This is a genomic window from Nostoc sp. (assembly GCF_036919675.1).
Classification (GTDB): Bacteria; Cyanobacteriota; Cyanobacteriia; order Cyanobacteriales; family Nostocaceae; genus Nostoc.
Genome location: NZ_JBALCP010000135.1, coordinates 79,863 through 104,521, shown reverse-complemented (window position 1 = coordinate 104,521; position 24,659 = coordinate 79,863). Strand labels below are relative to the sequence as shown.

The window sequence follows — 24,659 nt, the reverse complement described above, 5'->3', positions numbered from 1 at the left end:
AGTTGAAGATAAATCTATGTTTGTTTTAAACGATGATTCTAAAATTATCAAGTTCTATACAAGCAATAACAAAATATTTTTCGTGTTTTATATAGCAGTCCTAAATCATTCGTGAAAATTGTAAATTGTTGCGACCCCCCTGTAGTCCCACGCCAGATGCCAATCGCAAGATAATTGATTATTCATCAATAGTTTATGACTTGAGTTGAAACAAATATTGGTTAGAATAACTTAGATTAGCAACTACTGAGAAGCATAATCTGTGCATCCGCTGGTTGCCAGAAGTGTAAAATGACACAATAGTTTAATACATACATCAGCTATGCAAGCAGAATATCGGCAGCGTCGCGAGCAGTTAATGGCAAAAATTGGTGATGGCACAGCCATCTTTCGCAGTGCGCCAATGGCAGTGATGCACAACGATGTCGAGTATGTTTATCGCCAAGACAGTGATTTCTTCTACCTGACTGGTTTTAACGAACCACAGGCAGTTGCAGTGTTAGCGCCGCATCATTCAGAACATCGGTTTGTGCTATTTGTCCAACCGAAGGATCGGGAAAGGGAAGTATGGACTGGTTATCTTTGTGGGGTAGATGCAGCCAAGGAAATTTATGGTGCTGATGAAGCGTACCCGATTAGCGAGTTAGATGAAAAGTTGCCACAGTATTTGGAAAAAGCTAACCGCATTTACTATCACTTAGGACGCGATCGCACCTTCAATGACCAAATTCTGGGACATTATCAGAGTTTACTGCGGACTTATCCCAAGCGTGGTACAGGGCCGATCGCCATTGAAGATACTGGCCCAGTCCTCAACAGCATGAGACTAATCAAAAGTGAAGCTGAGTTGGGATTGATGCGTCAAGCAGTAGCGATCGCAACTGAAGCACACAATTACGCACAAGAAATTGCTGCACCCGGACGTTATGAGTACGAAATTCAGGCAGAGATGGAACGCATCTTTCGAGTCCGGGGTGGGATAGGCCCGGCTTATCCTTCGATTGTGGCTTCTGGCGTAAATGCTTGCGTACTGCACTACATTGAAAATAATCGTCAAATGCAGGATGGAGAATTACTGCTAATTGATGCTGGTTGTGCCTACGGTTATTACAACTCTGATATTACCCGGACATTTCCTGTCGGGGGTAAATTTACCCCAGAACAAAAGACGCTGTATGAGATTGTTTTGTCAGCGCAAAAACAAGCGATCGCCCAAGTGCAACCAGGTAATCCCTTCAAATTAGTTCACGATACAGCAGTGCGTGTCCTCACCGAAGGTTTAGTCGAACTTGGCATTCTCAAAGGTGAAATTGACAAGTTAATTGAGGAAGAGAAATATAAGCCATATTATATGCATCGCACCAGTCATTGGTTAGGGTTGGATGTCCATGATGTGGGTGTTTACCAGCACGGTGAAGATAAACCGCAGATTTTGCAACCAGGTCAAATTCTGACAGTGGAACCGGGATTATATATTGTGCCTGACACCAAACTAGCAGAAGACCAACCAGAGACTGATCCTCGATGGATTGGTATTGGTATTCGGATTGAGGATGATGTGTTAGTTACATCTGATGGACATGAGGTGTTAACTGCGGGGGTTCCCAAAGCAGTAGATGAAGTAGAACGATAGAAAAATGGGGATGGTGTGTACCATCCCTAAGCTAAAATTGCGGGCAAGCCATCAGAGTCATTGTCAGAATTCCTAAGATTTTATCTATTTCTTTAATAAAGTAATCGTTCTTATCGATAAAGATGGTATTCTCACAAAGTTTCAGAAATTTCCAATCTGTTCCTGTTGTGACTACACCATAAATTTCATTTATAATATTTCCTTGTTGCTGGTTAAACAATTGAGATGCAATCATTGTCGCAATGCATTGTCCTAAACCAGATTTAATACTCTCATTTTTAGCTTCCACAATAGTCACGACAGGGCTAGTAATATCATATTGTTCTGGTGAACAACTGAGAATAAAATCACAGCGTCCTTCTAAGCCTTTAGAAGCATCTACATTAAACTCTGAACCAGAAAATATGCTAATTTGGTATTTAAAAAAGCGTTTAACTTCAATTAAAACAGGCATAATAATTAGTTCCGAACGAGCTTTTTCTGTATTTATTGCTGTTACTAATGGTAGATGCTCAGAGAAAATCAAATTTAAATATTCACTCGGAGAAACTGCCTGTATATCCCCAAATAAATCTTGATTTTCAACAAAGATTAATTTAAAGTCGGTTTTTACTTTGCTAAGATTAAAGGCGCTGTACGGCATTGGATCATCTCAGTAATAAAGTGTAGACATGCCAACTCTACCAGACGCTCGGCGTAGCTTGCTTCCCCGTAGGGGTACGGCGGGCATAGCCAACGTAAGCTGCGGAAGCTAAGGAAGTAAGTTTGATGATATCTCAGATCAAGAACAGCCTTCAACAAATTCAACTTCTGGCAGTTTACCTGACCGAAACTGAGTGACACGCTTCCCGTTAGTCTCGAATACCACACGATAGTTCTGGTTAGCACGGTCTTTCGGGATAAATGTCAAGTAGTGTCCGCCTTGGACGTATTTATGAGGTGTGACTTTAATTTGTCCTGGGTAGAGAGACTTGATTTGCGCTTCGGTGTCGCCAATTTTTGCACCTTTGAGGGTAGTAATCTGGGTATTCTGCCGCACATCTACTCTAGAAATACGACCTTTTGTAACCATAAACAAAAGATTTTTGGGTTCGTTTTGTGGCTTAACGTAGTAGCAACTGTTATTCGGTGGATCACCCACTAGCTGAGTAGCAGCAGCCTTTGCCGCTTGGGAAACAGTCATCCCAACTCTTATTTGTCCGATACCATTGATGAACAATTTCGATTGATTTGTCAGTTTTGCCTGTGCTACAACTGTGCTGACAGTTAGAGAAGAAACGGCCAACGTTAAGGAAGCAAGAGTCAATAATTTAGCTTTACTATTCATAAATTGTGCGAATAAAAGTGGCTAGATTATTGTATACAGTATCTTTGCTGCCAGTTTCGGATTTTCAAGTTGGTGATTGGCGAAATTCTGATATTACTTCGATCAAACCAACGATATTACAGTTGAACTCAGGTAAATCTTCCGCAGGTATCCAATATTCCTGATGTATAGAACCACCTACAGTTTTTACGGAGTAGCGACTTAAAAACTCTGCACGCACCTGAAAACGTGTTACATAGCCAACGTATCCTGTATCAGTACTTGTTGCATTCCAGTTACGGGCAATTTGTGCGGCGTATTCTCCGTTAAGTACCGGGTAGAAAATAGGCTGTTCAGGTAGTCGAGGAGGAAATTCGCGATCGCCACTTTCCTTAATCAAAGCCAGTTCTTTTGGCCCAGTCGGACAAAAGAGTGTGATTGTTTCTCCATCACCTTTGGGCAAAGGTTCTCGTGCTTGCAGCCATGCCGTGGGAATACCTTCCACACCTGTAAATATCGCCACAATACCACCCGTAATCGCACAAATTATAAGTTTTACATAAAATAATGGGGATAGTTAACACTATCCCCATTGAATTTGAGCAATAGCTCAAGATTTTTCCTTAAGAGCTTACAGTTGCGGAACGTACTGCTGCTTTTCAGGTACATCAGCGTACTCAGCCACAATCTGGCGGAATTCTTCGCCGTCAATGGTTTCCTTTTCGATCAGCAAATCGACTAAGCGATCGGTAACAGTACGATGATCACGGATAAGCTTTTTCGAGTTTTCGTAGCATTCTTCCACAATCATTCGCACTTGTCCATCGATGCGGGAGGCGATAGATTCGGAATACTCAGATCGGGTTGTCCAGTCACGACCTAAGAATACTTCTCCCTGCTGGCTTTCAAGTGACAACGGCCCTAAATCTGACATCCCAAACCGCGTCACCATTTGCCGCGCCATTCCCGACAACTGTTGTAAGTCTCCACCGGCACCAGTGGTAACTTCCGCAGCCCCAAAAATCACCTCTTCAGCAGCGCGACCGCCTAAAGCACCAGTAATTCTGGCTTTGAGTTGAGAACGGGAAATTAACCCCTGTTCTTCGTCGGGAGTAAACCATGTCAAACCCTGTGCTTGTCCCCGTGGGATTAAGGTGACTTTCTGCACTGGGTCATGGTCTTTTAACAAAGTCCCAACTAAGGCGTGTCCAATTTCGTGGTAGGCAATTAAGCGCTTGCTCTTGCTGTCTACCAAAGGAGTACCTTCCATCCCAGCGACTACCCGATCTACCGCATCATCAATCTCACGCAGGGTGATCGCTTCTTTGCGTCTTCTAGCGGTAAGAATAGCCGCTTCGTTGAGTAAGTTGGCTAAGTCAGCACCAGTGAATCCAGGAGTGCGGCGAGCGATCGCATCCAAAGATACGCTAGTGTCTAGTTTCTTGTTGCGTGCGTGGACTTGCAATATTTCCAAACGCCCTTTAATATCAGGTGGATCGACAGTTACTTGTCGGTCAAAGCGGCCGGGACGCAATAAGGCTGAGTCTAGTACATCGGGACGGTTGGTGGCAGCAATAATAATGATGCCTGTATTACCTTCAAACCCATCCATTTCGGTGAGGAGTTGGTTGAGGGTTTGTTCTCTCTCGTCATTACCGCCACCGATACCAGCACCCCGTTGGCGTCCAACGGCGTCGATTTCATCGATGAAGATGATACAGGGGGCGTTGTCTTTAGCTTTCTTGAACAAATCGCGGACGCGGGATGCACCCACACCGACAAACATTTCCACGAATTCTGAACCAGAAATACTGAAGAATGGTACGCCTGCTTCGCCAGCGATCGCTTTTGCTAGTAAAGTTTTACCAGTTCCAGGAGGCCCAACTAACAGCACTCCCTTGGGAATCCGTGCGCCTACAGCAGTAAATCTTTCTGGCTGCTTGAGGAAGGTGACAACTTCTTGCAGTTCTTCTTTAGCTTCTTCGATCCCGGCTACGTCGTCAAATTTGACCCCGGTTTTCGCCTCCATTTGGAAACGCGCTTTCGATTTGCCGAAGTTCATCGCTTGACCTGGCCCGCCGGGGAGGTTGCTAGAACGCCGGAACAAAAAGAACAGCCCAGTAATCAATAAAACTGGAAACACGAGATTGCCTAACAATCCCCAAATTGCGCCATCATTCCGCATGGGGTGAGCATCAAAACTAATATCTTTTTCTTTGAGCTTGCTAATTAACTCAGGAGCGTTAACAGGCAAATCCACCCGCCACCTTTGGACGCGATTTTCAATGTCTGGATCGCGGGCTTCTATAATTGCTGTCCTACCGCCTTCGTACAGATCCACACTGCTGACGCGATCGCCGTCTAAGTATTCTAGAAAGCGGCCATAGGTCATGCGGGTATTGGCTGCATTTTTACTCATGTCAGCAGGAGCGCCTGCAAAGGCCCCTTGCCAGAAGAAAAAGCCAATTACCAAAGCCGGCAATGTCCAGAGTACTAGGACTTTCCAAGAGAATTTCATGTTAATTTGCCTCTAGATACCTATACAAGTCATCAGCCTTAGCAACCGAATGTTGATCACTCTGTCACTTTAAGCTGTTAAACGGATGTCTATAAATCCATTTTGTTTAATTTGATCTCTTATATGCACTGCCATAAGGCAATTAGGGCATTATGGCGATGCCAACAAGAATCTTAATCAAAGTTAACTTAATTTTAATACAATATCGCACGATAAAAGGGAGCGCCAACAAGGGAGAGACGCCAAGAAATTTTCTCGTCTCTGGTGTGTCTCTTCAATCAAGGACTTTACCTACTTAACTTCTGTAATTTGTAGAGTATAAGGAAGATACTTACCTTTTTCGTAGGAACCAACCCAAATTTGGTAATTTCCAGCTAGCCATTCACCAACAATGCCGGCATTTTTACCGTCAACATCGTCATTACACCAAGTACCACCGGGTCCCTTGATAATCAAGGTGGTGTCCTCAGGACTTTGCACTTGCAGCTTTAGGTAGTCAAATTTACTTGTTAGCACTAATGTGTGGTCTGGTGTTTCATCAACAAATCCGGTACAAGGGCCAGTGGCTGTTTCGCTTCTGGCGGCTACTTGACTCCCAGATATTGAACCACCACTCATCCCGCGAACTGTCAGGGGGTCTGGCGAAAACTGGGGACCAATGGTGACATCTCCAAATATCGTTGGCGCTTCCTGAGCATCAGTCACAGTATTAACTGTCAATGTAATGAAGAGCGTAACTATCATCAACGATAATCTCATCCCTCTATTGAGCGCTTTTGTCGGCATTGTAATTACGTTCGCTTCTAAGTGTTTTTGAAGACATTAATTTTACACACCAAGTTCCCAACCTGAGGAGAATTGACTACCTATTTTAGATTTAAAATTGGGGATAATTCATTAGTAATTAGTCAATGATTTCTTGTTCCGATAGTTGCTCTACCTTATGGATAGGGGCGCACAAACGTGCGCCCCTAAAATCTCAAATATTTCTAAAATCTGGAAGTAATCGCTAATTAGCTTCTGTTATCGCCCTACTCAAGCGCGACTTATCTAAACCAATCTGATTTAGTAGTAACCAAGATTGGATCAGGTCAGGGCCATGAACATCTCCAGTTAAGGCTGCTCTGAGCGATCGCATCACCAAGCCTTTTTTGACTTTTTGCTCTTTCACTACTTGTTTAATAATGTCCTGGGCGGCGACTTCTGATAGTTGCGGCTGATTTTCTAAAGCTGTGACAATCGCCTCAAGCACAGCAGTAGAACCTTCTTGCTTAAGTTGTGTACTGGCTTCGTCGCTAAATTCAACTGTGTCGCTAAAAAACAGTTGGCTTTGAGCTACTGCATCTACTAAACGAGTCAAGCTTTGGCTAATTAAAGTTACTAACTGTTCTAACCAGGGGCGTTCTCTTCCACCATCAAATTTATACCCAGCCGCTTGCCAATAGGGTATGAGTAAATCTGTGAGTTGATCTACTGGCATATGGTGGATATACTGACTGTTCAACCAATCGAGTTTTGCCCAATCAAACTTTGCACCTGCTTTATTTACACGCTCAAAGCCAAACTCCTTCGCTGCTGCTTCTAAGGTAAATATTTCTTGCGTCGAGTCTGGTGGCGACCAACCCAGCAATGTCATGTAATTCACCAAGCCTTCAGCAGTAAAGCCCATTTGCTGAAAGTCAGAAATGGAAGTAACACCATCTCGCTTAGAAAGCTTGCGCCCTTCCAAATTTAAAATCAGCGGCGTGTGGGCAAACTCTGGGATTTTTGCACCCATTGCTTCATACAGTAAAATTTGCTTGGCGGTGTTGGCGATGTGGTCTTCTCCCCGGATGACATGGGTGATTTGCATATCGATGTCATCCACCACAACTGCAAAGTTGTATAAAGGTTGACCACTACCTTCTTCTGAGGCGCGGGCGATGACCATATCACCACCTAAATCGCTACCTCGCCAAGACATCTTTCCCCTTACTAGGTCATTCCAGACAATTTCCCGCCCATCTTCGATTTTGAAGCGAATCACAGAGGAGCGACCTTCTGCTTCAAATGCGGCGCGTTGTTCTGGGGTGAGGTTACGGTGACGGTTGTCATAGCGAGGAGCTTCGCCTCTAGCTTTTTGGGCTTCTCTTAAAGCCTCTAGTTCTTCGGAAGTGGTGTAGCAGCGATAGGCTAATTCTTGATCTAGCAGTTTTTGTACTACTTCTTTGTAGAGATCCAGGCGTTGGGATTGAAAAAATGGTCCTTCATCCCAGTTAAGTCGTAGCCAGCGCAGTCCTTCAAGAACATTGTCGGTGTATTCGGGACGCGATCGCTCTAAGTCTGTGTCTTCTATTCGTAGTATAAATTTCCCACCGTGGTGGCGGGCAAATAACCAGTTAAATACAGCCGTTCTAGCTGTACCAATATGTAAATTTCCAGTTGGACTCGGCGCAATTCGGACTCTGACAGTCACAGTTGATTCTCTCTTTCGCAAAGCTTGATAAATGTAGCTTATATTTAAACCCTGAATCCTGAGTCAAGGAAATGCAGGCTTAGGAACTAGTAAATAACAAATGTCCAATTTTTAATATTACTCAAGATTCACTACTGATAACTTGATAACGGGACTGACGGGGCTCGAACCCGCAACTTCCGCCGTGACAGGGCGGTGCTCTAACCAATTGAACTACAGTCCCTTGTTTGGCAACTTTGCTATTATCGCTATTTATTTTCTACTTGTCAAGTGTTTTGGAGTTAGGAATTATTTTTGCCCCGTCTGGCTAGCGGGCGATCGCTCCTTGGGGGAAATTTTTCGTTAAATAGAACCTGATAATACAACCTGTGGCTCTGATTCCAGATGCTGTAATATCCGGGATTGCATTTGTTTATACTGCTGCTTTAATAGCTGTTTGCTCAACTGGGGTTGAGAAGCGGGTGGTAGACTATGACTCTGTTGTACCCAGGTTTTCAACATTTGCCGCTGAGTTGGCTCGATGCGACTGCTGAGAACGTTGGTGCAGGAATGTGGTGCTTCTAGAGTAAAGAAAATCAAAGGATAGTGTTCATTTTCAGCCAGGAAATTTACCACTCTAAGATTTTGGAGATTTTGCATATCTAGATAGCAGGGTAGCCATTTAGGAGCTAATTGCCGATTGTAGAGTATACTCACCCACAACAGCATTGGGTGAGGGGATGTTATGAAGATAAATTGGTTATAACGGGTAGAAACCGCATAGTTTTTGATTTCTTGTTTAGGCAACATCAACCATAGCGCTGTCATAGATGCTTGTGCAATGTCTAGAAGCTGGGGAAAAACAATTTCTTGAATTGGTTTATTTTCAGGCCATAAAAGTTGCCGACACTTTTGTTCTACTGTGATTGGTAATCCAGAATCTAAAGGACAGTTAAGAATCGAACCAGAGGCTAATGTTGTAGGTAAACGGTGACTATCGGACTGTTCTAAACTGTTTAATACTTGCAGAATTTGAGCGATATTTTGTGGGCGATCGCTTGCTTTTTTAGCAAGACAAGCCATGATTAAATTATTTAGCTTCTGAGGTAATTTAAGAGTGGGTTTAACATCTGCGATCGCTTTTGGTTCTTCAAAATGATGTGCTTTATACCAAGCACCAAAGTAATCAGTTTCTGGTTCCCAGGGTTTTTTGCCTGTGAGCATTTCAAACATCATCACACCCAGGCTATAAATATCAGAGCGACTATCTAATTTTTCCCCATCTAGCTGTTCTGGAGAACAGTAGGGTAAAGTGCCATTAAATCCACTACTTGTACTAGCTGTTGATGCATAATTTAAAAATCTAGCAATCCCGAAATCGAGAATTTTAACTAACTGACCCAATATCGGATCAGGAATAACTAATATATTGGCAGGCTTGATATCTCTATGAACTAATGGACAAATTTTGCCGTCAATGTTAATGCCTTGATGGGCGCACTGTAAGCCCAAGCAAATTTGGCGAGAGAGAGTCAAAAACATGGACAGAGGCAGCGGAATTAAATCCTTTAAACTCTTTCCACATAGATATTCCATCACGTAGTATGGTTTTCCTTTCTCATTCACGCCATAATCATACGCCCGCACTATATGTAAGCTCTTTTGACTCAAAGCTGCACTCATTAAAGCTTCACGAACAAAGTCTTGTTGCATCTTGGTATCGACAACAGTTTTAGTCAAAAACTTGACAGCAACGGGTGTACCTCCTAACAAAATATCATTTGCTAAGAAAACTTCACCCATGCCACCGCTACCAATTAATTGCTTGAGTTGATAACGATTGGCAAGCAAGCCCGTACTACTTGGAGATGTAAATCGGCTTTGATTCACTTTGTTCACCTCTGCTACTGAGTCGATTTAAAGTTAGCAGTAGACACATAAGAATATCATTGGGTAATGGTGGTAAGCATTTTCATTTTGATAGCAGACTTTCAAGGACGTGATAAAAGTTTAAAAAAAGTCTCCAAGAATTTAGTCATCCAATTTTTTAAACCTTCTTTCTCAGTTTTTTGATGTACAGCTAACTTTTGTAAAATGTCTAATTTCAGCTTTTCATAATCTGTTTTTAGAAGATTTTTAGCTTTATTCGGCGAAATTAATTCATTTGATTGTTGACTCATATTTAAGCAATCTACAAGTTGCTGGCGCTGATTAGCTGTAAGCTTTAAAGTTGTTACATGAGAGCAACGGTTTGGATCTTCTAGCGGAAAAAATAGTAGATGATAGTAGCCTACTTCCGCTAAACTACGTGCTATATTCTCCCCTTTATTATCTTTCAAATCTAGAAAATAAGGTAGCCACTTAGTCAGAGAAGGTTGGGCATTGTATAGTACTGTTACCCATAATAGCATCGGGTATACATTCATTTTACTAATAAATTCAGTACCATGTATTTTATCCAAATATTTTGTAATCTCTTGTTTAGGCAACATAGACCAAAAAGTTGGTATAAGTCTTTGATGAGTATGTAGTAAGTGGGGAAAACCAATTGGTGCAATTGGTTTATTTTTAGGCCATTTCTTCTGCAAACACTCTTTTTCTGATAATAAAGTTGCAGGGACTAATTGAACTGGACACGAGAGTTTAATAATCTCACTGCTATTGCTAGGAATAACATCATTAAGCTGAAGATTAACCTTTTCTAAATCTTCTAATATTTGGTTGATATTTTGAGGGCGATCGCTTATTTCTTTCGCTAAACAACTCATCAGTAATTTTTCTAATACCTGCGGTATTTTGACTTGTGGATTCACTTCTTCAACTGTCGGTGGCATTTGAAAGCGATGCGCTTGATACCAAGTACCAAAGGAGTTACTTTTTGTCTGAAATGGATGTTTTCCTGTCAGCATCTCAAACATTAATACTCCCAAACTGTAAATATCAGAGCGGACATCTAGCAATTTGCGTCCTTCCATATGTTCTGGAGAACAGTAAGGCAAACTGCCAATAAAAGAATCTGTCAGGGTCATCCCGCTTCGCTCTGTTAAAAATTTGGCAATACCAAAATCTAGTATTTTAACAATTTCTCCTTGTTTATTATCTTCACTAATGAATATATTTTCTGGTTTAATATCCCTATGAACAATGGGATAAATCTCTCCTTTGAGGCTAATACCTTCATGGGCACATTTTAAGCCTAAACAAATTTGATTACAAATCTCCAAAAACTTTGATATTGTTAAGGGCTGAATTTTGAGAATTTGTTTGAGATTTTTTCCTTGGAGGTATTCCATTACATAAAAGGGAGTCTTATCCTCAGTAACGCCATAACTTAAAATACGAACAATATGTTTACTTTTGCGACCTAATTGAGCGCCAATAAAAATCTCTCTGGCAAAGCGTTGGGACATTTGCTGGTTCGCCAAACTAAGTGATAAAATTTTGACTGCGATCGGCATACCACCTTTAGCAGTATCTTCTGCTAAATAAACTCTACCCATCCCCCCTTTACCAATTAAATCTCTGATTAAATAGCGATTATTTAAAAATTGTCCAATGTAATCATCTAATTCTGCTTTTTGCCCTACCATACTCTCAATTTGATTTTGTGACATAAGAATTATTTATGAAAAACATTGTTGGCAAAATACTTTAATAAGTCTAGCTAATTATTAAATTTAAATATAAAAAACATCCTAATTTTTAGAATATTAATCCTCTGCTGTATCATGGTTAATCTCTTTGCAAAATTCCCTAATTATTATGTAACATATTTATTAATGAATACGGTTGAGAAATTACACGTAAACTATAAATAGGCAAGATAAAGTTGCCTAGTAAATTCCGTGAATACACAGGAATAAGCTTCAAACAAGTGAATAGCAGTAAAGGTACGATGCCTCTGTACAGTTAACGGTTGAGATTCGGGAGTAAACGGTGCAATAATCTTATTAGTGGTGTTTCAATTTTAATTTTAAAGGCTAGTATTTGGTTACGTTGCAGGGAGTTAAAATTGTTATCACTGATGAGAATTAATGATTGTTCTCCATTGGGTAGTTTAGGGCCAAGAGTTAAGCCTTCGATGTTATCTAGCAGTACATCTAAGGTTCTTAAATCTAACAGCAATTTTTTTGGAACTGGTTTAATACTCTTGGAATTAATTGCTAAAAGGCTATCAATCTTATGAATATCATCGGCTCCTTCTAAAGAAACCTGAAACAGGAAAATAGCAAATCCTAAACCAGTAAAAGACCGTTCTAAACTTAGGAAGTGTCCTTGATTATCGAGAGCAAGTAAATCAGGTAATCCACTAGCGAATTTGCCAGTCAAATTCAAAAAGGGTGAAACTGGTTCAGTTTGGTAAATAAATTCCTTTTCTGGCTGGTTGTTGAGCAAGTTGTATTGCAAAATCCGGCAAGGACTACCGATGTTAGGTTTAGCTGCAACACCATCTTGAATTAGAGCATTTTCGGTGGCTGTGAATAGATGCTTTTTATCGGGTGTGATAGTGAGGCTTTCAAAAGCCAAATTGTTACGGATACCTTTTTGACTACTTTTATCTGGCAAAAATTTGTTTGGTATGGGAAGTGTTTTAATTTCTCTGCCAGAAGAGAGTGAGAACTCTTTAATAAAAGGATTAATTAATTTTCCAGCATCGCCTTCAGAAGAAATAAACACAGTTGCTTTATTAGTTAATGCAATACCTTCTGTATCACTTTCACCAGGGCGAAATGTTTGACCATTTTCATTTAATAATGTGGTTACACTGACAGGAAGAACTTTACCCTTTTGTAGATCACCTTTGCTTAAGTCAATTTTCAGAGTGTATAAACGGGCGGCAGCTTTTTTTCCTCGGTCATCAGAAATAGCATAATAAAGGTTGTTTTTTGCATCATATGTAATTCCAGATAAACCTCCAACTTCAGTTTTTTGAAAGATTAAACCTTTCGGTAAAGTGGCTTCTCCGATAAACTCTATGCTACTGACTTCAACGGCATTTGTATATAAATTTGTGAATAAAGAAATGATAATTATAATCATGATCAAGAAATAAATAATTCGTGGAATTGCGAAGATTTTTTTAATCAGCTGCATAGATTTTTTTTGTTAAAGTCTAAAAATTACGAATAAGATATCATCCTGAAGGATGCAACATGTGTTAGGGCTGCACATCTGTGCGCCACTACAAATAACATGTATTCCAACTAATTGAAAACCTTTACAAAATACGAAATTACTTAAGCTAGTCGCAAACCGTATTCATCCTGAAAAAAGTTGACAAGCCAATCTTTCACTCTGCGGGTAGCGCGGCAATCATCTTCGTTGTAGCTTTGGATAATTTCTAATAAGGTGCGATCGCCTGTTTCTAGCCACTGATCATACCAGTAAATACATTTAGCGCCACTAGCTTCTTTTTCCCGCCACTCAAATCCTAACCAACGAGCGATCGCTTTCAGGGCATAGCTTTCTACAGGCAATGCTACACTTTGGGTTAATTGTTCATACACATCCACAAATCGATTCAGTATAGGACGCACTGAGGCGTAGGGAGTGTTGTAAAGCTTTGCCAAGCGTTTGACTGTATCAAACTCGTAGACACAAAAATGATAAATTGGCGCTTCGGGATATTGCCAAACTAAATCCAAAAATTCCTGCCAAACTAATTCTTCGTCTTCTGGTTTATCTGCTAAAAACGAATAAAACTGTTCTGTGTTGGCAAGTCTATCAACGACCAAAACCCCCAAAAGATAATCTAAATCCAAGTCTGGCTGTGCCTCAATATCAAAGTAAAGCTCTATGGGTGCTGTGAATGTAATATCTTTAATTGGTAGCGGATAGGGCAATATTATGGGTCGTCTTTCCAGTGCAGATTGAGCTTGCACTACTAGCTTGGGCGCTACTTCCCTGTCGAAACCAAGTAGGTTTTCTAAGGTGTTGGGACTGGTGTTGGCGAGAGATTCCAGTGTAGTGATGGCTAGGGCTTGCAGTTGAGTGTAGCGAATGGGTGTTACGCCTGGTAACAGTGAGAGATGTTTTTCAGATTGAGCAACGGCATAACATTGACTATGCCAATGGCAAAGATTGCACTTTTGCCGAGAAATAAACACCTCTGGCGGATTCGGTAACTCTAAAACTTGAATAAACTCCTCCAGAATCTGCTGCATCCGTGGCATCCATTTGAAAAGATCCACCGCATAACTTCTGTCGTTGGTTCGCCGCAATAAAAGCCAAGCTATTTCTGGTACAACTCCCTGCACTGTTGCCAACACTTGGGCATGAAATGCAGCGACAACTTGATATTCTTGCTTAGGGCGCTTACCCAGTTCAATACCAGCCGGGACGTACATCCAGTCTCCAAAACGGGACTGTCCTGGCTGTTTAACGAGTAAATTTGGACGACTCAGTAAGGTGTATCCTTCAGAATAAGTTGCTAACAGTACTCCTTTATAAATGTAGTCCACCCCACGCTGCATCAATTCCAAAGTTGCCGCCTCTCCCCTTTCCCAGTTTCCGTATGGATAATCTGGTTGGTGATAGGTCAGATTTGCTAGAAAACTCAGCTGATGGGCGCTTTTGTCCTGTTGTAGTTTTCGCAGCAACTCATTGGGATCATCGCGCTGACTTTTGTCACCGTGGATATCTAGAAAAGGCCGGCGTTTACAGCGTTGGTATTGCAGTAGGAGTTCAGCATTAATTAGCATCCTTTTAAGTTAACAAGAATTAGCACACTCTGGGAGTAACTCAGACAATTAATAATGGAGTGGGCGAGACGAGACAGATCAGGGAGATGAAAAACTAATGACCAATGACTAATGGCTTTTGACTAATCCAAAATCGTTCGACTGAGCGTAGCCGAAGTCCAAAATCCAAAATCCAAAATCCAAAATCTAAAATCTAAAATCGGTATGACCAGTACTTCTGTCGCACAAACCAGGTTGCATAGCCATCGAGAGCAATTTCCCGCTTTAGCGAATAAGGCTTATTTCAATTATGGGGGACAAGGGCCGATGCCCCAAAGGGCAATGGATGCTATGACCCAAACTCAAGCTCATGTTCAGCACATAGGCCCCTTTGGCAATGAGGCATATCGCTGGATAGCGCCCCAGACTCAAGCCGCAAGAGAAGCGATCGCTTCCGAGTTACATGCACCAAGTCAAACAATTACTCTTAGTCAAAATGTCACTGTTGGCTGTAATATCGCCATGTGGGGCATTGAGTGGCAAGCTGGCGACCATATGCTGCTCTCAGACTGCGAACATCCAGGTGTGATTGCCACAGCACAAGAAATCGCGCGGAGATTCGCTGTGGAAGTTACTACCTGTCCTCTAAAAGCGACTTTAAATGAGGGCGACCCCGTAAAAGTTATTATCAAGCACTTACGCCCTAATACTCGTCTTGTGATACTAAGTCATGTTTTCTGGAATACTGGTCAAGTTTTACCTCTTGATAAAATTACCGAAGTATGCAGAAATAATCGTTCTGCACTACTGATAGATGCTGCCCAATCTGCCGGCTTGTTGCCTTTAAACTTGACTGAATTGGGAGTAGATTTTTATGCTTTCACTGGTCACAAATGGCTATGTGGCCCTGCGGGTGCTGGTGGTTTGTATGTTCGACCAGAAGCACGAGAAAGCCTGAAACCTACATTTATTGGCTTGAATGGCATTGTTGTGGATAGCCAATCTCAGCCTGTAGATTGGCTTCCAGATGGGCGACGATACGAAGTGTCTACATTAGCTTATCCATTGTATGTTGGGTTAAAGGAAGCGATCGCAATCCATCAGCAATGGGGAACCTCACAGGAACGTTACGAGCAAATTTGCCATAACAGTGAGTACCTCTGGCAGCGGTTAGTAGCGTTACCCGATGTCAAATGTCTACGAACTTCCCCACCCGAAAGCGGTATAGTCTCTTTTCAACTCACCCAGAATCAGCCCCAAGCTCATTTGAAGTTGGTGGAATTTTTAGACTTGCAAAAAATATTAACTCGGACAATTGCTGACCCTAGCTGTATACGCACCAGTGTTCATTACTTTACTTTAGAATCGGAAATTGACCAATTGGTTGAGGCGATTCAAAGTTTTTACAAAATGTAGGATCAGTAGGGTGTGTTGTAACGCACTTTTACTAGTGCGTTATGGTATCTCAAGCTAAGAGGCTCTACTTAACTCTGCTGAATTAAATGAAAACTCTTTATTTACTTTGTGGCTTGGCGTTTTGCGGTAAAAGTACCTTGGCTAAAGCAATAGTTGATTACCTAAACTGTGCATATGTAAGTCTGGATGATATCAATAAAGAGCGAAAACTTGGTTTTGGTGGAGATGGTATTCCCGTTGAAGAGTGGGAAAATACTCACCAGATCGCAATTGGTATTTTGGAGAATTTAATGCAGCTAGAACAAGATATCATTCTCGATGATACAAACTGTTTTCGTTGGTTGCGTGACAGATTTAGAGAAGTCGCCAAACGACATGATTATAAAAGTAAAGTAATTTACCTCGATGTTCCGCTAGAGGAAATTTACATAAGAATGCAAATGAATGAACAGACTAAAAAACGCCAAGGAATCAAAAAGGAGATTTTTGCAGAACTAATACAAAATTTTCATCTACTTCAGGAGGCTGAAAATATTTTGCTATTCAATAATGAATACACTATCAAAGATTGGCTAGAGACTCAATTACATTCTACATTTAATAATTTATAACTCCTAACTATAAAATGGAACGCCCAATTTTATACATAGCCATAACTAACCACGGTTTTGGTCATGCTACCCGCACGGCTTCTGTAGCTGCGACAATTCAAAAATTATGTCCAGAAGTTCTGCTAATTATGGTGAGTACTGCCCCGCGCTGGTTGCTAGAGTGCTATATAGAAGGCGATTTTATCTATCGTCCTCGTGCATTTGATTTGGGTGTGGTGCAAACTGATAGTTTGACAATGGATAAAGTAGCGACTTTAGAAAAGTTGCTCGATATTAAGAAGCATCAAAATTCGCTGATTGCCTCAGAAGTCAATTTTATCCGCCAAAATCGCGTTAATCTCATTTTGGCAGATATTCCCTTCCTGGCTCCCGGATTTGCCAAAGCTGCAAATATTCCCTGCTGGATGATGAGTAACTTTGGTTGGGACTTGATTTACCGAGATTGGGGGGGTGAATTTACCGCAGTTGCTGATTGGATTAGTGATTGGTATTCAAAGTGCGATCGCCTGTTTCGTCTACCCTTCCATGAACCGATGCAGGCTTTTAACAATATCACAGATGTCGGCTTAACAGGCGGTTCCCCCCGTTACTCTGCTGATGATTTACGTTCTCTTTGGGGAATAACTACAGCAGTTGAAAAAACTATTTTGTTGACCTTTGGCGGTTTGGGTTTACAGCAAATCCCCTATGATAACCTGCGGCGATTTCCAGATTGGCAATTCATCGCGTTTGATCAATCTGCCCCTGATTTACCTAATTTAGTGAAAATTGATGACCGCAAATACCGCCCTGTAGATTTTATGCCTATTTGTGGACGAGTCGTTTCTAAACCTGGTTACAGTACTTTTTCTGAAGCTACAATACTACAAGTGCCTATTATTACTATGTTACGTGAGGATTTTGCTGAAGCAAATTTTATACTAGAAGGCATAATTAATTATAACCAGCACCAAATCATCACCCCTTCTGAGTTTTTTCAAGGGACTTGGGATTTTCTGCGTGAGTTACCTCAACCACCAAAGCAATCTCAACCAATTGCCAAGGATGGTAATGAAGCGATCGCTCATGCTATTGTCAACTATTTTCGCAGTAATTAAACTTGACTTAACTTATAGCCTCTTATAGGCTGCTAGCTATCTGCTGAGAAGGTTATAGCTGTTTTAAATTATGTAAAATACAGTAGGGACGCGCAGATGTGCGCCCAAAGCGCGTATTGCATCCAAACGAAAACCGCTATAAACTTTATTTATATGGTGAGGCAAATCATCCAAACTAAAAAATCAACGGTTATTAGTCAATAATCAATCAAATTACAGATGACTCACTACCAAAAGTTACTGAAAATTTCCACCAAGGGCAAATCTTTTTCCAACATTACCGCGAAAATTGAAGCTATAGTTGCAGAGTCGGGAGTGGAAACTGGTCTTTGTACTCTATTTTTGCGCCACACTTCAGCCAGTTTAGTGATTCAGGAAAATGCTGATCCCGATGTCCTTATGGATCTAGCTAATTTTATGGCAAAACTCGTGCCAGAATCAGGCAAATACATCCACGATGCAGAAGGCCCTGATGATATGCCGGCACATATTCGTACCGCACTCACCCATACTTCTGAACATATCCCTATTAATCGCGGTCATTTGGTGCTAGGAACTTGGCAGGGAATTTATATTTGGGAACATCGCCAGCGCAGTCATTCGAGGGAATTAGTTATCCACATTTATGGATAGTGAGTTCTCAAATTTAATTCATTTAAGGTGTGACTTTGTAGAGTTGAAACGCCCTATTTATACTGTGTAAATTTTGGGTAAAATCTCGTAAACTTCGCAGTCATATGCATTAAATAAATTTCGCTGCGTAGGCGTAGCCTATCGTAGACATCGCTTTTTTACAAAAATTATTGATGTGAAATTGACCAGATACACAATGAAGAATTTATGAAAATTTGTAAATTCAAAAGTTAAGTTTATTTGTGATTCTTGAATAATCTATTTTTCGAGCTATAAACTAATATTTAGTGTAAGCTGTCTGGGCTATTTCAATTACTATGAAGCAAGAACTGACACCAACTCATACTTTCCAATTTATTGATGAAATCTTCGCCCAGCAGTCTGTTAATATGTTATCACTTAATCCCCAAAAGAGATTAATTACCAATTTTGCTGAATTGGGGAATTTTATTACTGAACAAAACACCGACATTGAATTTCTTACAACCCTTCAGGAAACTCTCGAATCTATAGTCCGTACTCAGTTGCGAAATTTTCCAGAAAATATCTTCTGGGATTTTGATTTTCTGGTAAGTAGTATGCTCAGGCAGGCTCTAGTAGCAGATGAGGGTGCTATTGCTTTTTTAAAAGTTTTTGGCAAAAAAATGGTTTTACTGATAGAGATGTTCGGAAATAAAACGCAAATGCGCTTCCGTTACGTTCATGATTTTATGTATGGATTTGATTGGGCAAGATGGGTACAAAAAGAACCACAAAATCGGGCACATATAGAGCCTTTTAGTCTGATTTTTTTGGATTATTTGCTCGTCAAAGGCAAGGAACTTTTACAACGTATTAATCATGGTCAGATCATATCTTATAAACTATGTGAAACAGGTTACCGCAATCCCTTCACATTTTCTCGTGAACCAGAAGACGAATACCGTCTGCTAACTTATCTTGCTGAAGAACAACTTATTCCAGTGGCAGTGTGGAACTGGAATGCTTGCCCAGTATGGAATAAACCTTTTCAAGAAATGCGCCAGCAATTAGCATTAAAATTAAATATTCAACCTCAGAGACACTGATAAAAAATTAAAAATTGGAAGCCTTTAAAAGGCAAGTATTTAGCTACTTGCTGCATACAAAATAATTGCCTGGAAAAATAGGATGAAAATTGGTGATTTAATTACTTGGTTTGAAGCATGGGCAAATCCCGCTTGGTGTGAAAGCTGGGATAATTGTGGCTGGCAGATTGAACCAGGAATTTTGCAGGAAAAAACACGGGTTTTGGTGTGTTTGACACCGACTTTGGCAGTAATGCAGGAAGCGATCGCTCTTAATGCTAATCTGATATTTGCCCATCATCCCTTGATTTTTACTCCTCCCAAGTCATTACGCAGTGGTGAAGCGATCGCAGAAATGATCCGGTTAGCTTTTACCCACAATATTGGTATTTACACTGCTCACACGAATTTCGACCAAGTACAGGATGGTACTGCTGACGTTTTAGCTCAGATTTTAGAACTCAAGGAAGTTACTCCCATAGTACCTACACAAGCAGGGTTAGGATATGGTCGTGTTGGTTTGCTAGAACCATTTCTGACATTACAGGAATTACTGGCAGCAATTCAAACCCGACTTGCTTCCCCTAATTTGATTTTTTCTCCAAGTACTGATTTACAACAAACAATTTCACGAGTTGCCGTTTTGGGTGGTTCGGGGGCTAGTTACATTTCAGCCGTCGTTAAAACTGGTGCTCAAGCTTATCTGACTTCTGACTGTAAGTTTCATCAGTTTCAAGAAAGCCGCGATGCCTACGGCGGGCTGCGCCTACGCAATCTAATTTTAATTGATGCTGGACATTATGCTACTGAACGTCCTGCTTGCGATCGTTTGGTGCAAAAATTCCAGTCCTTAAATCTAGACTGGGTGAAATTGAGTCAAAAGGATGAGGATTTCCGCCAGTTTTTTGCTTGATTGCTTATGTTTAACTATATTTTTTGGATACTTGCCTAAAAGTTTTTTTACAAATATTGTCAAATCATCCGGCTGATCAACATTAATACTGAATAATTTGTATTAAATCCTTACCGTATATCACTAGTACTCCCATCGAAAACTCTGATCAGAACCCATGATTGTGATGAATATCACTTATTAAGTGTAATTATAATCACATAATCCTTATGTTCCATATCAATTAGTGGCAGAGGGAAATGTTCCACACTTGAGGTAACAAATTGTTTACTTTGCCCTAACCAAGATGATTCGCACAATCGTTGAATCTGCTTTCCAAACTGGATATCTTAGTGTTGAATCTGAGGGTTTACTCCATCAAGTGGTGGCTACTAAATGCTATCAGTCAGAAGATTTACCAGCCCTTGCAGCCCTATACAATGCAGTTCGCGCAGGTAAAATTAAACGAGAAGCGTCCTCGTCGAACAAGCTTATGGAATTATCCCCTACCATATAAATCTTCCTGATCCTCCAAAAGAAGCAGAGGAACAGCAGGAAGCTTGGTGTAAATATTTCTCCTGCCTGATGCACTCGCCACTCTTTTGGCTTTTCCTTAGCCATGATCAGGCAAATAACCTTAAAAACTCAAAACTCTTTGGGTGTTGTTGTTGAAAACCATCAAGGTCAGCAAGAGAATGAGTTAAGATCAGATACACATGGGTAAAAGTAAAGCCAAGTCCCCGGACTTCCCAGTAATGCCAATGACTAAAAGTAGGCAAATTAAACAACCGCAATCAACGATTCTTTTTGAGTATTATTTATTACATAAAGGTAATAATGACTCACCATTATATATGAATCTGGTTAGGACAGATCCCGAATTGTTTGACTTCTATGAAGCAGACATTCCTTAGAACGAGCCGAAGGAGATTGAGTTCATTGCTAGAGCAACCACTGATTTATGATCCAAAATTTCCCAATATTTTGACAACTATAAGCAAGTATTGGGATTGGTTTATGAAGCGTAGTTGTTCTGAACGGTGAAATTAACCTCTTAAAGGTGTAATGTAATGGGGTAGAACCCAGATTTTGAAAGGTTTAACTACGTTGTTTAAAAAGGCAGAAACAGTACATGCTACACCGCAAGATTTATCAACTGTGTTGCGATGGGCGCGAGGTATGTGTTTTCTTGCGGGACCAGCAACGCTGGATTGAACGCGCCCGCATCATAGACATAGAGGGAGATTTAGTGACCCTACGCTATGAAACAGAAGAAGAGGACGAAGTTTGTTCTTGGGAAGAAATGGTTCGCCTCGAGAGCATTGGTGCTGTAACGCAAAAATTAGCTTCAGTGCCACGCGGGAATGTGGAACCTCTGATGACTGAAGACTGTCCCGAAGCAGAGCGCATCCACAACCGTTACACTGACTCGAATCCAGAATAATCAATGCTGAGTGCTGAGGGCTGAGTTAAAAAATCCTAACTCAGTCCTCAAGACTCAGGATTAGATAAACCTTCAAAAGCAGGACAGTAACCTTCTAGAGTTACCTTAAAGTTATATAACGGGGAAGCTGGGTTCCAACACCGCTGCCCCCTTTGATGTCGGCAAGTACCGCAACAGTCTACATCTGTCCATGTATAGCGATCGCTATTTTGGTTGAGCAGTTCTCGTTGAGACAATCCCCTTAAGACTAGTTCTTCCCCTTGCCAACGAGCTTCGATTAAACCAGTATCCGCAAATTGCCGCCAACGAGGATCGGTAGTAATCACATTGGGTAGGGTAATTGTGATTATTGTTCCCAACTCTGTCAGTTCGCCTTCGTAGTTAGTTTCTGGTGCTGCCGGTTGTAAAAATGTATCACCGATAGGCAGTTCTACTAAGGTGTCAGCAGCCGGAGAATGTACATGGTAGCGGTTTTGCAACTCCTCTAAGCTAGTCAGGTCTGCCAAGTAGGCAGGAGAACCGTGGACAAAAATGACGTGCTGGGGTCGCAAATTATGAATTAGCTGCGTAGTACCAGGGCCATCACTATGTTGAGCCAGGAGATAGCTTTCGACAGTGGTGGGTGCTAAATATTCTTTGTTAACTTTTATATCAATTTTTTCTGGTAGAAGGATCAGCCAAGGTCCAGTGTCTAATTGGCAGTGCTTACCCAAATCAGTTGTGGAGTCAGTGAGGACAATACAAGGTGATTTGCCGACAAGAGCACGATGTTCTGGCTGCAAACGACGCACGCGGGGACGCACCCGTTCATCCCAAAATAAGGGTTGATGACGGGCGAAGTTTTGTACGGATGGGGGAAGGTGGGCTAGCAGTTCTAGGTAGGCATCACACCCAGTGGCCACAGCACCATCTACCCAGATATCTAAATCTCGTCCGGTGAAGTGGTGATGAGACCGTAGGAGCATTAATAATTCTTGACCCAATCCTAAAGCCGGGGTGGGAAGGATTACAGAACAATGGTCAGCGATCGCCCGATTAATTCGCTCTGCTAGTTGATTTTCTTGGTTACGGCGGTGAGGATGGCGGGATGTGCCATAACTGCCTTCAATGATTAGCACATCCAGATCTAAGCCCCGCAGTTCCTCTAAGCGTAAACCTTCTACCAGGCGGGAGTTTGACAAGAAAAAGTCCCCTGTATAGAGTAGTTTGTAAGTACGCTGCTGAGTGGTGTAGGTGAGCAGAATTGCCACTGCCCCTGGTAGATGCCCTGCGGGAAATAATTCTGCTACTAGACCCTCTTGGAATTCCACAGGCGATCGCAACGGCAAGGCATGACAAAATTGGGAAATTTCCTGAGGATCTTGGTCTAGCCAATTCAGCGGCAGTAACTTGCTGGTTACTTCGCTACCATAAATCGGTAACTTTGGAAAAGTTTTATGCAGTGCCAGTAAGCCTCTGGCGTGATCTGGGTGGGCGTGACTAATCAAAACTAAATCTGCTGGTAGAGGCGAACTAGCTCCCCGTCCCGACTTAGTAAGCCCCTTAGCTAGCGATGAAATATCCTCTAAACCACAGTCCAATAGGATGCGGTGTGGCCCCATCTTCACCAATAGACACACGCCCTCATCGTCATGCTGGACACTATAGGGCAAACATTCTAATTCACTACCCGCTTCCCCAGCATCTACGCGAGAGGATGCCGACAGATTATCCCTCATGCTCTCCTCCCCTCAAACCTCATATCATAGACATATCCCAAAAGCCAAAAATTACACAAATTTTGGTTTTGTGACTTAGGGGTAAGTTTTATTGTGCGCCCCTACACCCTGAGAATACAGATTTTTGATTGGGGAGGACGCCTCCACCGAACCCGCACTGGTTCGGAAAGGTGGATTAACGAAAAGCAAACAAACTAAAAGCTAAAGAATGCCTCTTGTTTATTTTCCCTTTGCAAATTCTGAGCGCTCTTAGCCAACTCATCCTACGAAAAGTCGCCCAAACGTCTACAGATTTATCTCAATGTGCGGAGCCATTGCCGTGATAGTTATCTGAATCATAGAATCCATTTTTCGTGCCAAAAAATAAGCACGAAAGCGTAAATATAACTGTTAATCCAGCTAGAATCAGCTTTACATCCATTTGTTTGCTGCCCCTTACTTAAAGACCTTCCTATATTAATTTAGTGCTTCTGCAATCAAATGCAATCACTAGAAAATCTTCACTATGCTTATCTGGATTGGGCAATAGGTAAATTTACCGCAATCAGTCAGATTGTAGAACTTTTCGGTTCACCTGTCTATCCATCTAAATGTGAAGCAATATGACAACAGGAGCAATCCTCTACAGCCCGTAAAAATCCTCATCTAGAATCTGGTCAATGGAAAAAGGACAAACTGTGGGATACTCAGTTTCCTGGGGTATCCGAACCCCAAATTTAGCCAGCTTACCTTCCTTAATCGCTAGCTTGTAAGCATCTGGGTAAGCTTTTTCCACTGCCTCTAACAGAAAACTTTTTAGAGAAGGAGTATCTGCTAAATTATTGAGAACTCGCTGACGATGTTCAAGTATTGAGCCATAGCAGCTAACTTTCATGCTATCGGGTACATCATGCCCAAGCCGTAATTTGAGTAAATGCGCCAGCAAAATTGTCAGATTGCTTTTCAGGGCATTTTTGTCTGCCTTACCTAAATCAACTAGCTCCTCAATCAAATGCTCAATATCCAACGCCTCAAATTGATGATTCTGTAACTGTTGAATGGTTTGCTCAATCCATAATTGCAAATCTTGATCGTATAGCGTGTTAGGCATTCCTCAGATCAACTCCCAGTTATTTAACATTCCAGCTAGACTCGAAATCTTGCAGTTACTCAACGATCATAGCGATGAAAGCGATCGCACATCCAACGCCAACCTTATGTTTTGGCACGCAGGGGGAGTGAGGAGTGGGGG

The 24,659-nt window shown here is 41.5% G+C and carries 21 protein-coding genes and 1 tRNA gene; 9 read left to right on the top strand and 13 right to left on the bottom strand.

Annotation, left to right across the window (positions count from 1 at the left end; translation table 11 throughout):
- The first annotated feature begins 322 nt into the window (after window positions 1-322).
- Complete coding sequence (locus V7K49_RS32490) at window positions 323-1,633, top strand: aminopeptidase P N-terminal domain-containing protein (RefSeq protein WP_335209327.1); 1,311 nt, start codon at window positions 323-325, stop codon at window positions 1,631-1,633.
- 31 nt (window positions 1,634-1,664) lie between these two features.
- Here V7K49_RS32490 and V7K49_RS32485 read toward each other — a convergent pair whose 3' ends face one another.
- The 11 genes from V7K49_RS32485 to V7K49_RS32435 all read right to left on the bottom strand — a co-directional run bounded on the left by V7K49_RS32485 (window position 1,665) and on the right by V7K49_RS32435 (window position 14,592).
- On the bottom strand, window positions 1,665-2,276 hold the full coding sequence (locus V7K49_RS32485) for a hypothetical protein (protein WP_335209325.1): 612 nt from the start codon (window positions 2,274-2,276) through the stop codon (window positions 1,665-1,667).
- Window positions 2,277-2,414: 138 nt separating this feature from the next.
- Window positions 2,415-2,960: a hypothetical protein gene (locus V7K49_RS32480; protein ID WP_334875022.1), complete on the bottom strand. Its 546-nt coding sequence runs from the start codon at window positions 2,958-2,960 to the stop codon at window positions 2,415-2,417.
- A gap of 64 nt (window positions 2,961-3,024) precedes the next feature.
- Entirely contained in the window at window positions 3,025-3,462 is a 438-nt protein-coding gene (locus V7K49_RS32475) for a hypothetical protein (RefSeq protein WP_335209323.1), read from the bottom strand.
- Between the two features lie 108 nt (window positions 3,463-3,570).
- A complete protein-coding gene (ftsH2, locus tag V7K49_RS32470; RefSeq protein ID WP_334875026.1) occupies window positions 3,571-5,457 on the bottom strand; it encodes an ATP-dependent zinc metalloprotease FtsH2 in 1,887 nt (628 codons plus the stop codon).
- Window positions 5,458-5,748: 291 nt separating this feature from the next.
- Window positions 5,749-6,243 carry a hypothetical protein gene (locus V7K49_RS32465; RefSeq protein WP_335209322.1) on the bottom strand — a complete coding sequence of 165 codons (495 nt, stop codon included), beginning with the start codon at window positions 6,241-6,243 and terminating at the stop codon, window positions 5,749-5,751.
- A gap of 223 nt (window positions 6,244-6,466) precedes the next feature.
- Window positions 6,467-7,912, bottom strand: coding sequence for a glutamate--tRNA ligase (gene gltX / locus V7K49_RS32460; RefSeq protein WP_335209321.1), 1,446 nt, complete (start codon window positions 7,910-7,912; stop codon window positions 6,467-6,469).
- 149 nt (window positions 7,913-8,061) lie between these two features.
- Window positions 8,062-8,135, bottom strand: a tRNA-Asp gene (locus V7K49_RS32455).
- A 119-nt stretch (window positions 8,136-8,254) separates the two neighbouring features.
- Window positions 8,255-9,781, bottom strand: a complete 1,527-nt coding sequence (locus tag V7K49_RS32450) for a serine/threonine protein kinase (RefSeq protein WP_335209319.1) — start codon at window positions 9,779-9,781, stop codon at window positions 8,255-8,257.
- A gap of 101 nt (window positions 9,782-9,882) precedes the next feature.
- The gene (locus V7K49_RS32445) at window positions 9,883-11,505 is read right to left on the bottom strand and encodes a serine/threonine protein kinase (protein ID WP_442948716.1); all 1,623 of its coding nucleotides are present in this window, start codon (window positions 11,503-11,505) and stop codon (window positions 9,883-9,885) included.
- A 295-nt stretch (window positions 11,506-11,800) separates the two neighbouring features.
- Complete coding sequence (locus tag V7K49_RS32440) at window positions 11,801-12,985, bottom strand: esterase-like activity of phytase family protein (RefSeq protein WP_335209317.1); 1,185 nt, start codon at window positions 12,983-12,985, stop codon at window positions 11,801-11,803.
- Window positions 12,986-13,128: 143 nt separating this feature from the next.
- The gene (locus tag V7K49_RS32435; RefSeq protein ID WP_335209315.1) at window positions 13,129-14,592 is read right to left on the bottom strand and encodes a TM0106 family RecB-like putative nuclease; all 1,464 of its coding nucleotides are present in this window, start codon (window positions 14,590-14,592) and stop codon (window positions 13,129-13,131) included.
- A 204-nt stretch (window positions 14,593-14,796) separates the two neighbouring features.
- Between V7K49_RS32435 and V7K49_RS32430 the strand changes: the two genes are divergently transcribed.
- The 8 genes from V7K49_RS32430 (at window position 14,797) to V7K49_RS32395 (ending at window position 21,710) form a co-directional block, all read left to right on the top strand.
- Window positions 14,797-15,987 carry an aminotransferase class V-fold PLP-dependent enzyme gene (locus V7K49_RS32430; RefSeq protein ID WP_335209313.1) on the top strand — a complete coding sequence of 397 codons (1,191 nt, stop codon included), beginning with the start codon at window positions 14,797-14,799 and terminating at the stop codon, window positions 15,985-15,987.
- Between the two features lie 86 nt (window positions 15,988-16,073).
- Window positions 16,074-16,598: an ATP-binding protein gene (locus V7K49_RS32425; RefSeq protein ID WP_334875040.1), complete on the top strand. Its 525-nt coding sequence runs from the start codon at window positions 16,074-16,076 to the stop codon at window positions 16,596-16,598.
- A gap of 14 nt (window positions 16,599-16,612) precedes the next feature.
- A complete protein-coding gene (locus V7K49_RS32420; protein WP_334875042.1) occupies window positions 16,613-17,695 on the top strand; it encodes a glycosyl transferase in 1,083 nt (360 codons plus the stop codon).
- 219 nt (window positions 17,696-17,914) lie between these two features.
- Window positions 17,915-18,328 (top strand): secondary thiamine-phosphate synthase enzyme YjbQ, encoded by a 414-nt coding sequence (locus tag V7K49_RS32415; protein ID WP_335209312.1) that lies wholly within the window; start codon window positions 17,915-17,917, stop codon window positions 18,326-18,328.
- A gap of 317 nt (window positions 18,329-18,645) precedes the next feature.
- Window positions 18,646-19,395: a hypothetical protein gene (locus V7K49_RS32410; protein ID WP_335209311.1), complete on the top strand. Its 750-nt coding sequence runs from the start codon at window positions 18,646-18,648 to the stop codon at window positions 19,393-19,395.
- An 82-nt stretch (window positions 19,396-19,477) separates the two neighbouring features.
- Window positions 19,478-20,287 (top strand): Nif3-like dinuclear metal center hexameric protein, encoded by an 810-nt coding sequence (locus V7K49_RS32405; protein ID WP_335209309.1) that lies wholly within the window; start codon window positions 19,478-19,480, stop codon window positions 20,285-20,287.
- Window positions 20,288-20,573: 286 nt separating this feature from the next.
- On the top strand, window positions 20,574-20,783 hold the full coding sequence (locus V7K49_RS32400; protein ID WP_334725977.1) for a hypothetical protein: 210 nt from the start codon (window positions 20,574-20,576) through the stop codon (window positions 20,781-20,783).
- A 615-nt stretch (window positions 20,784-21,398) separates the two neighbouring features.
- A complete protein-coding gene (locus V7K49_RS32395; protein ID WP_012408115.1) occupies window positions 21,399-21,710 on the top strand; it encodes a DUF6679 family protein in 312 nt (103 codons plus the stop codon).
- A 47-nt stretch (window positions 21,711-21,757) separates the two neighbouring features.
- On the opposite strand, the gene V7K49_RS32390 is transcribed toward V7K49_RS32395, so the two are convergent.
- Window positions 21,758-23,428: an MBL fold metallo-hydrolase gene (locus V7K49_RS32390; protein WP_335209307.1), complete on the bottom strand. Its 1,671-nt coding sequence runs from the start codon at window positions 23,426-23,428 to the stop codon at window positions 21,758-21,760.
- A 622-nt stretch (window positions 23,429-24,050) separates the two neighbouring features.
- Complete coding sequence (locus V7K49_RS32385; RefSeq protein ID WP_335209306.1) at window positions 24,051-24,518, bottom strand: DUF29 domain-containing protein; 468 nt, start codon at window positions 24,516-24,518, stop codon at window positions 24,051-24,053.
- Window positions 24,519-24,659 lie beyond the last annotated feature (141 nt).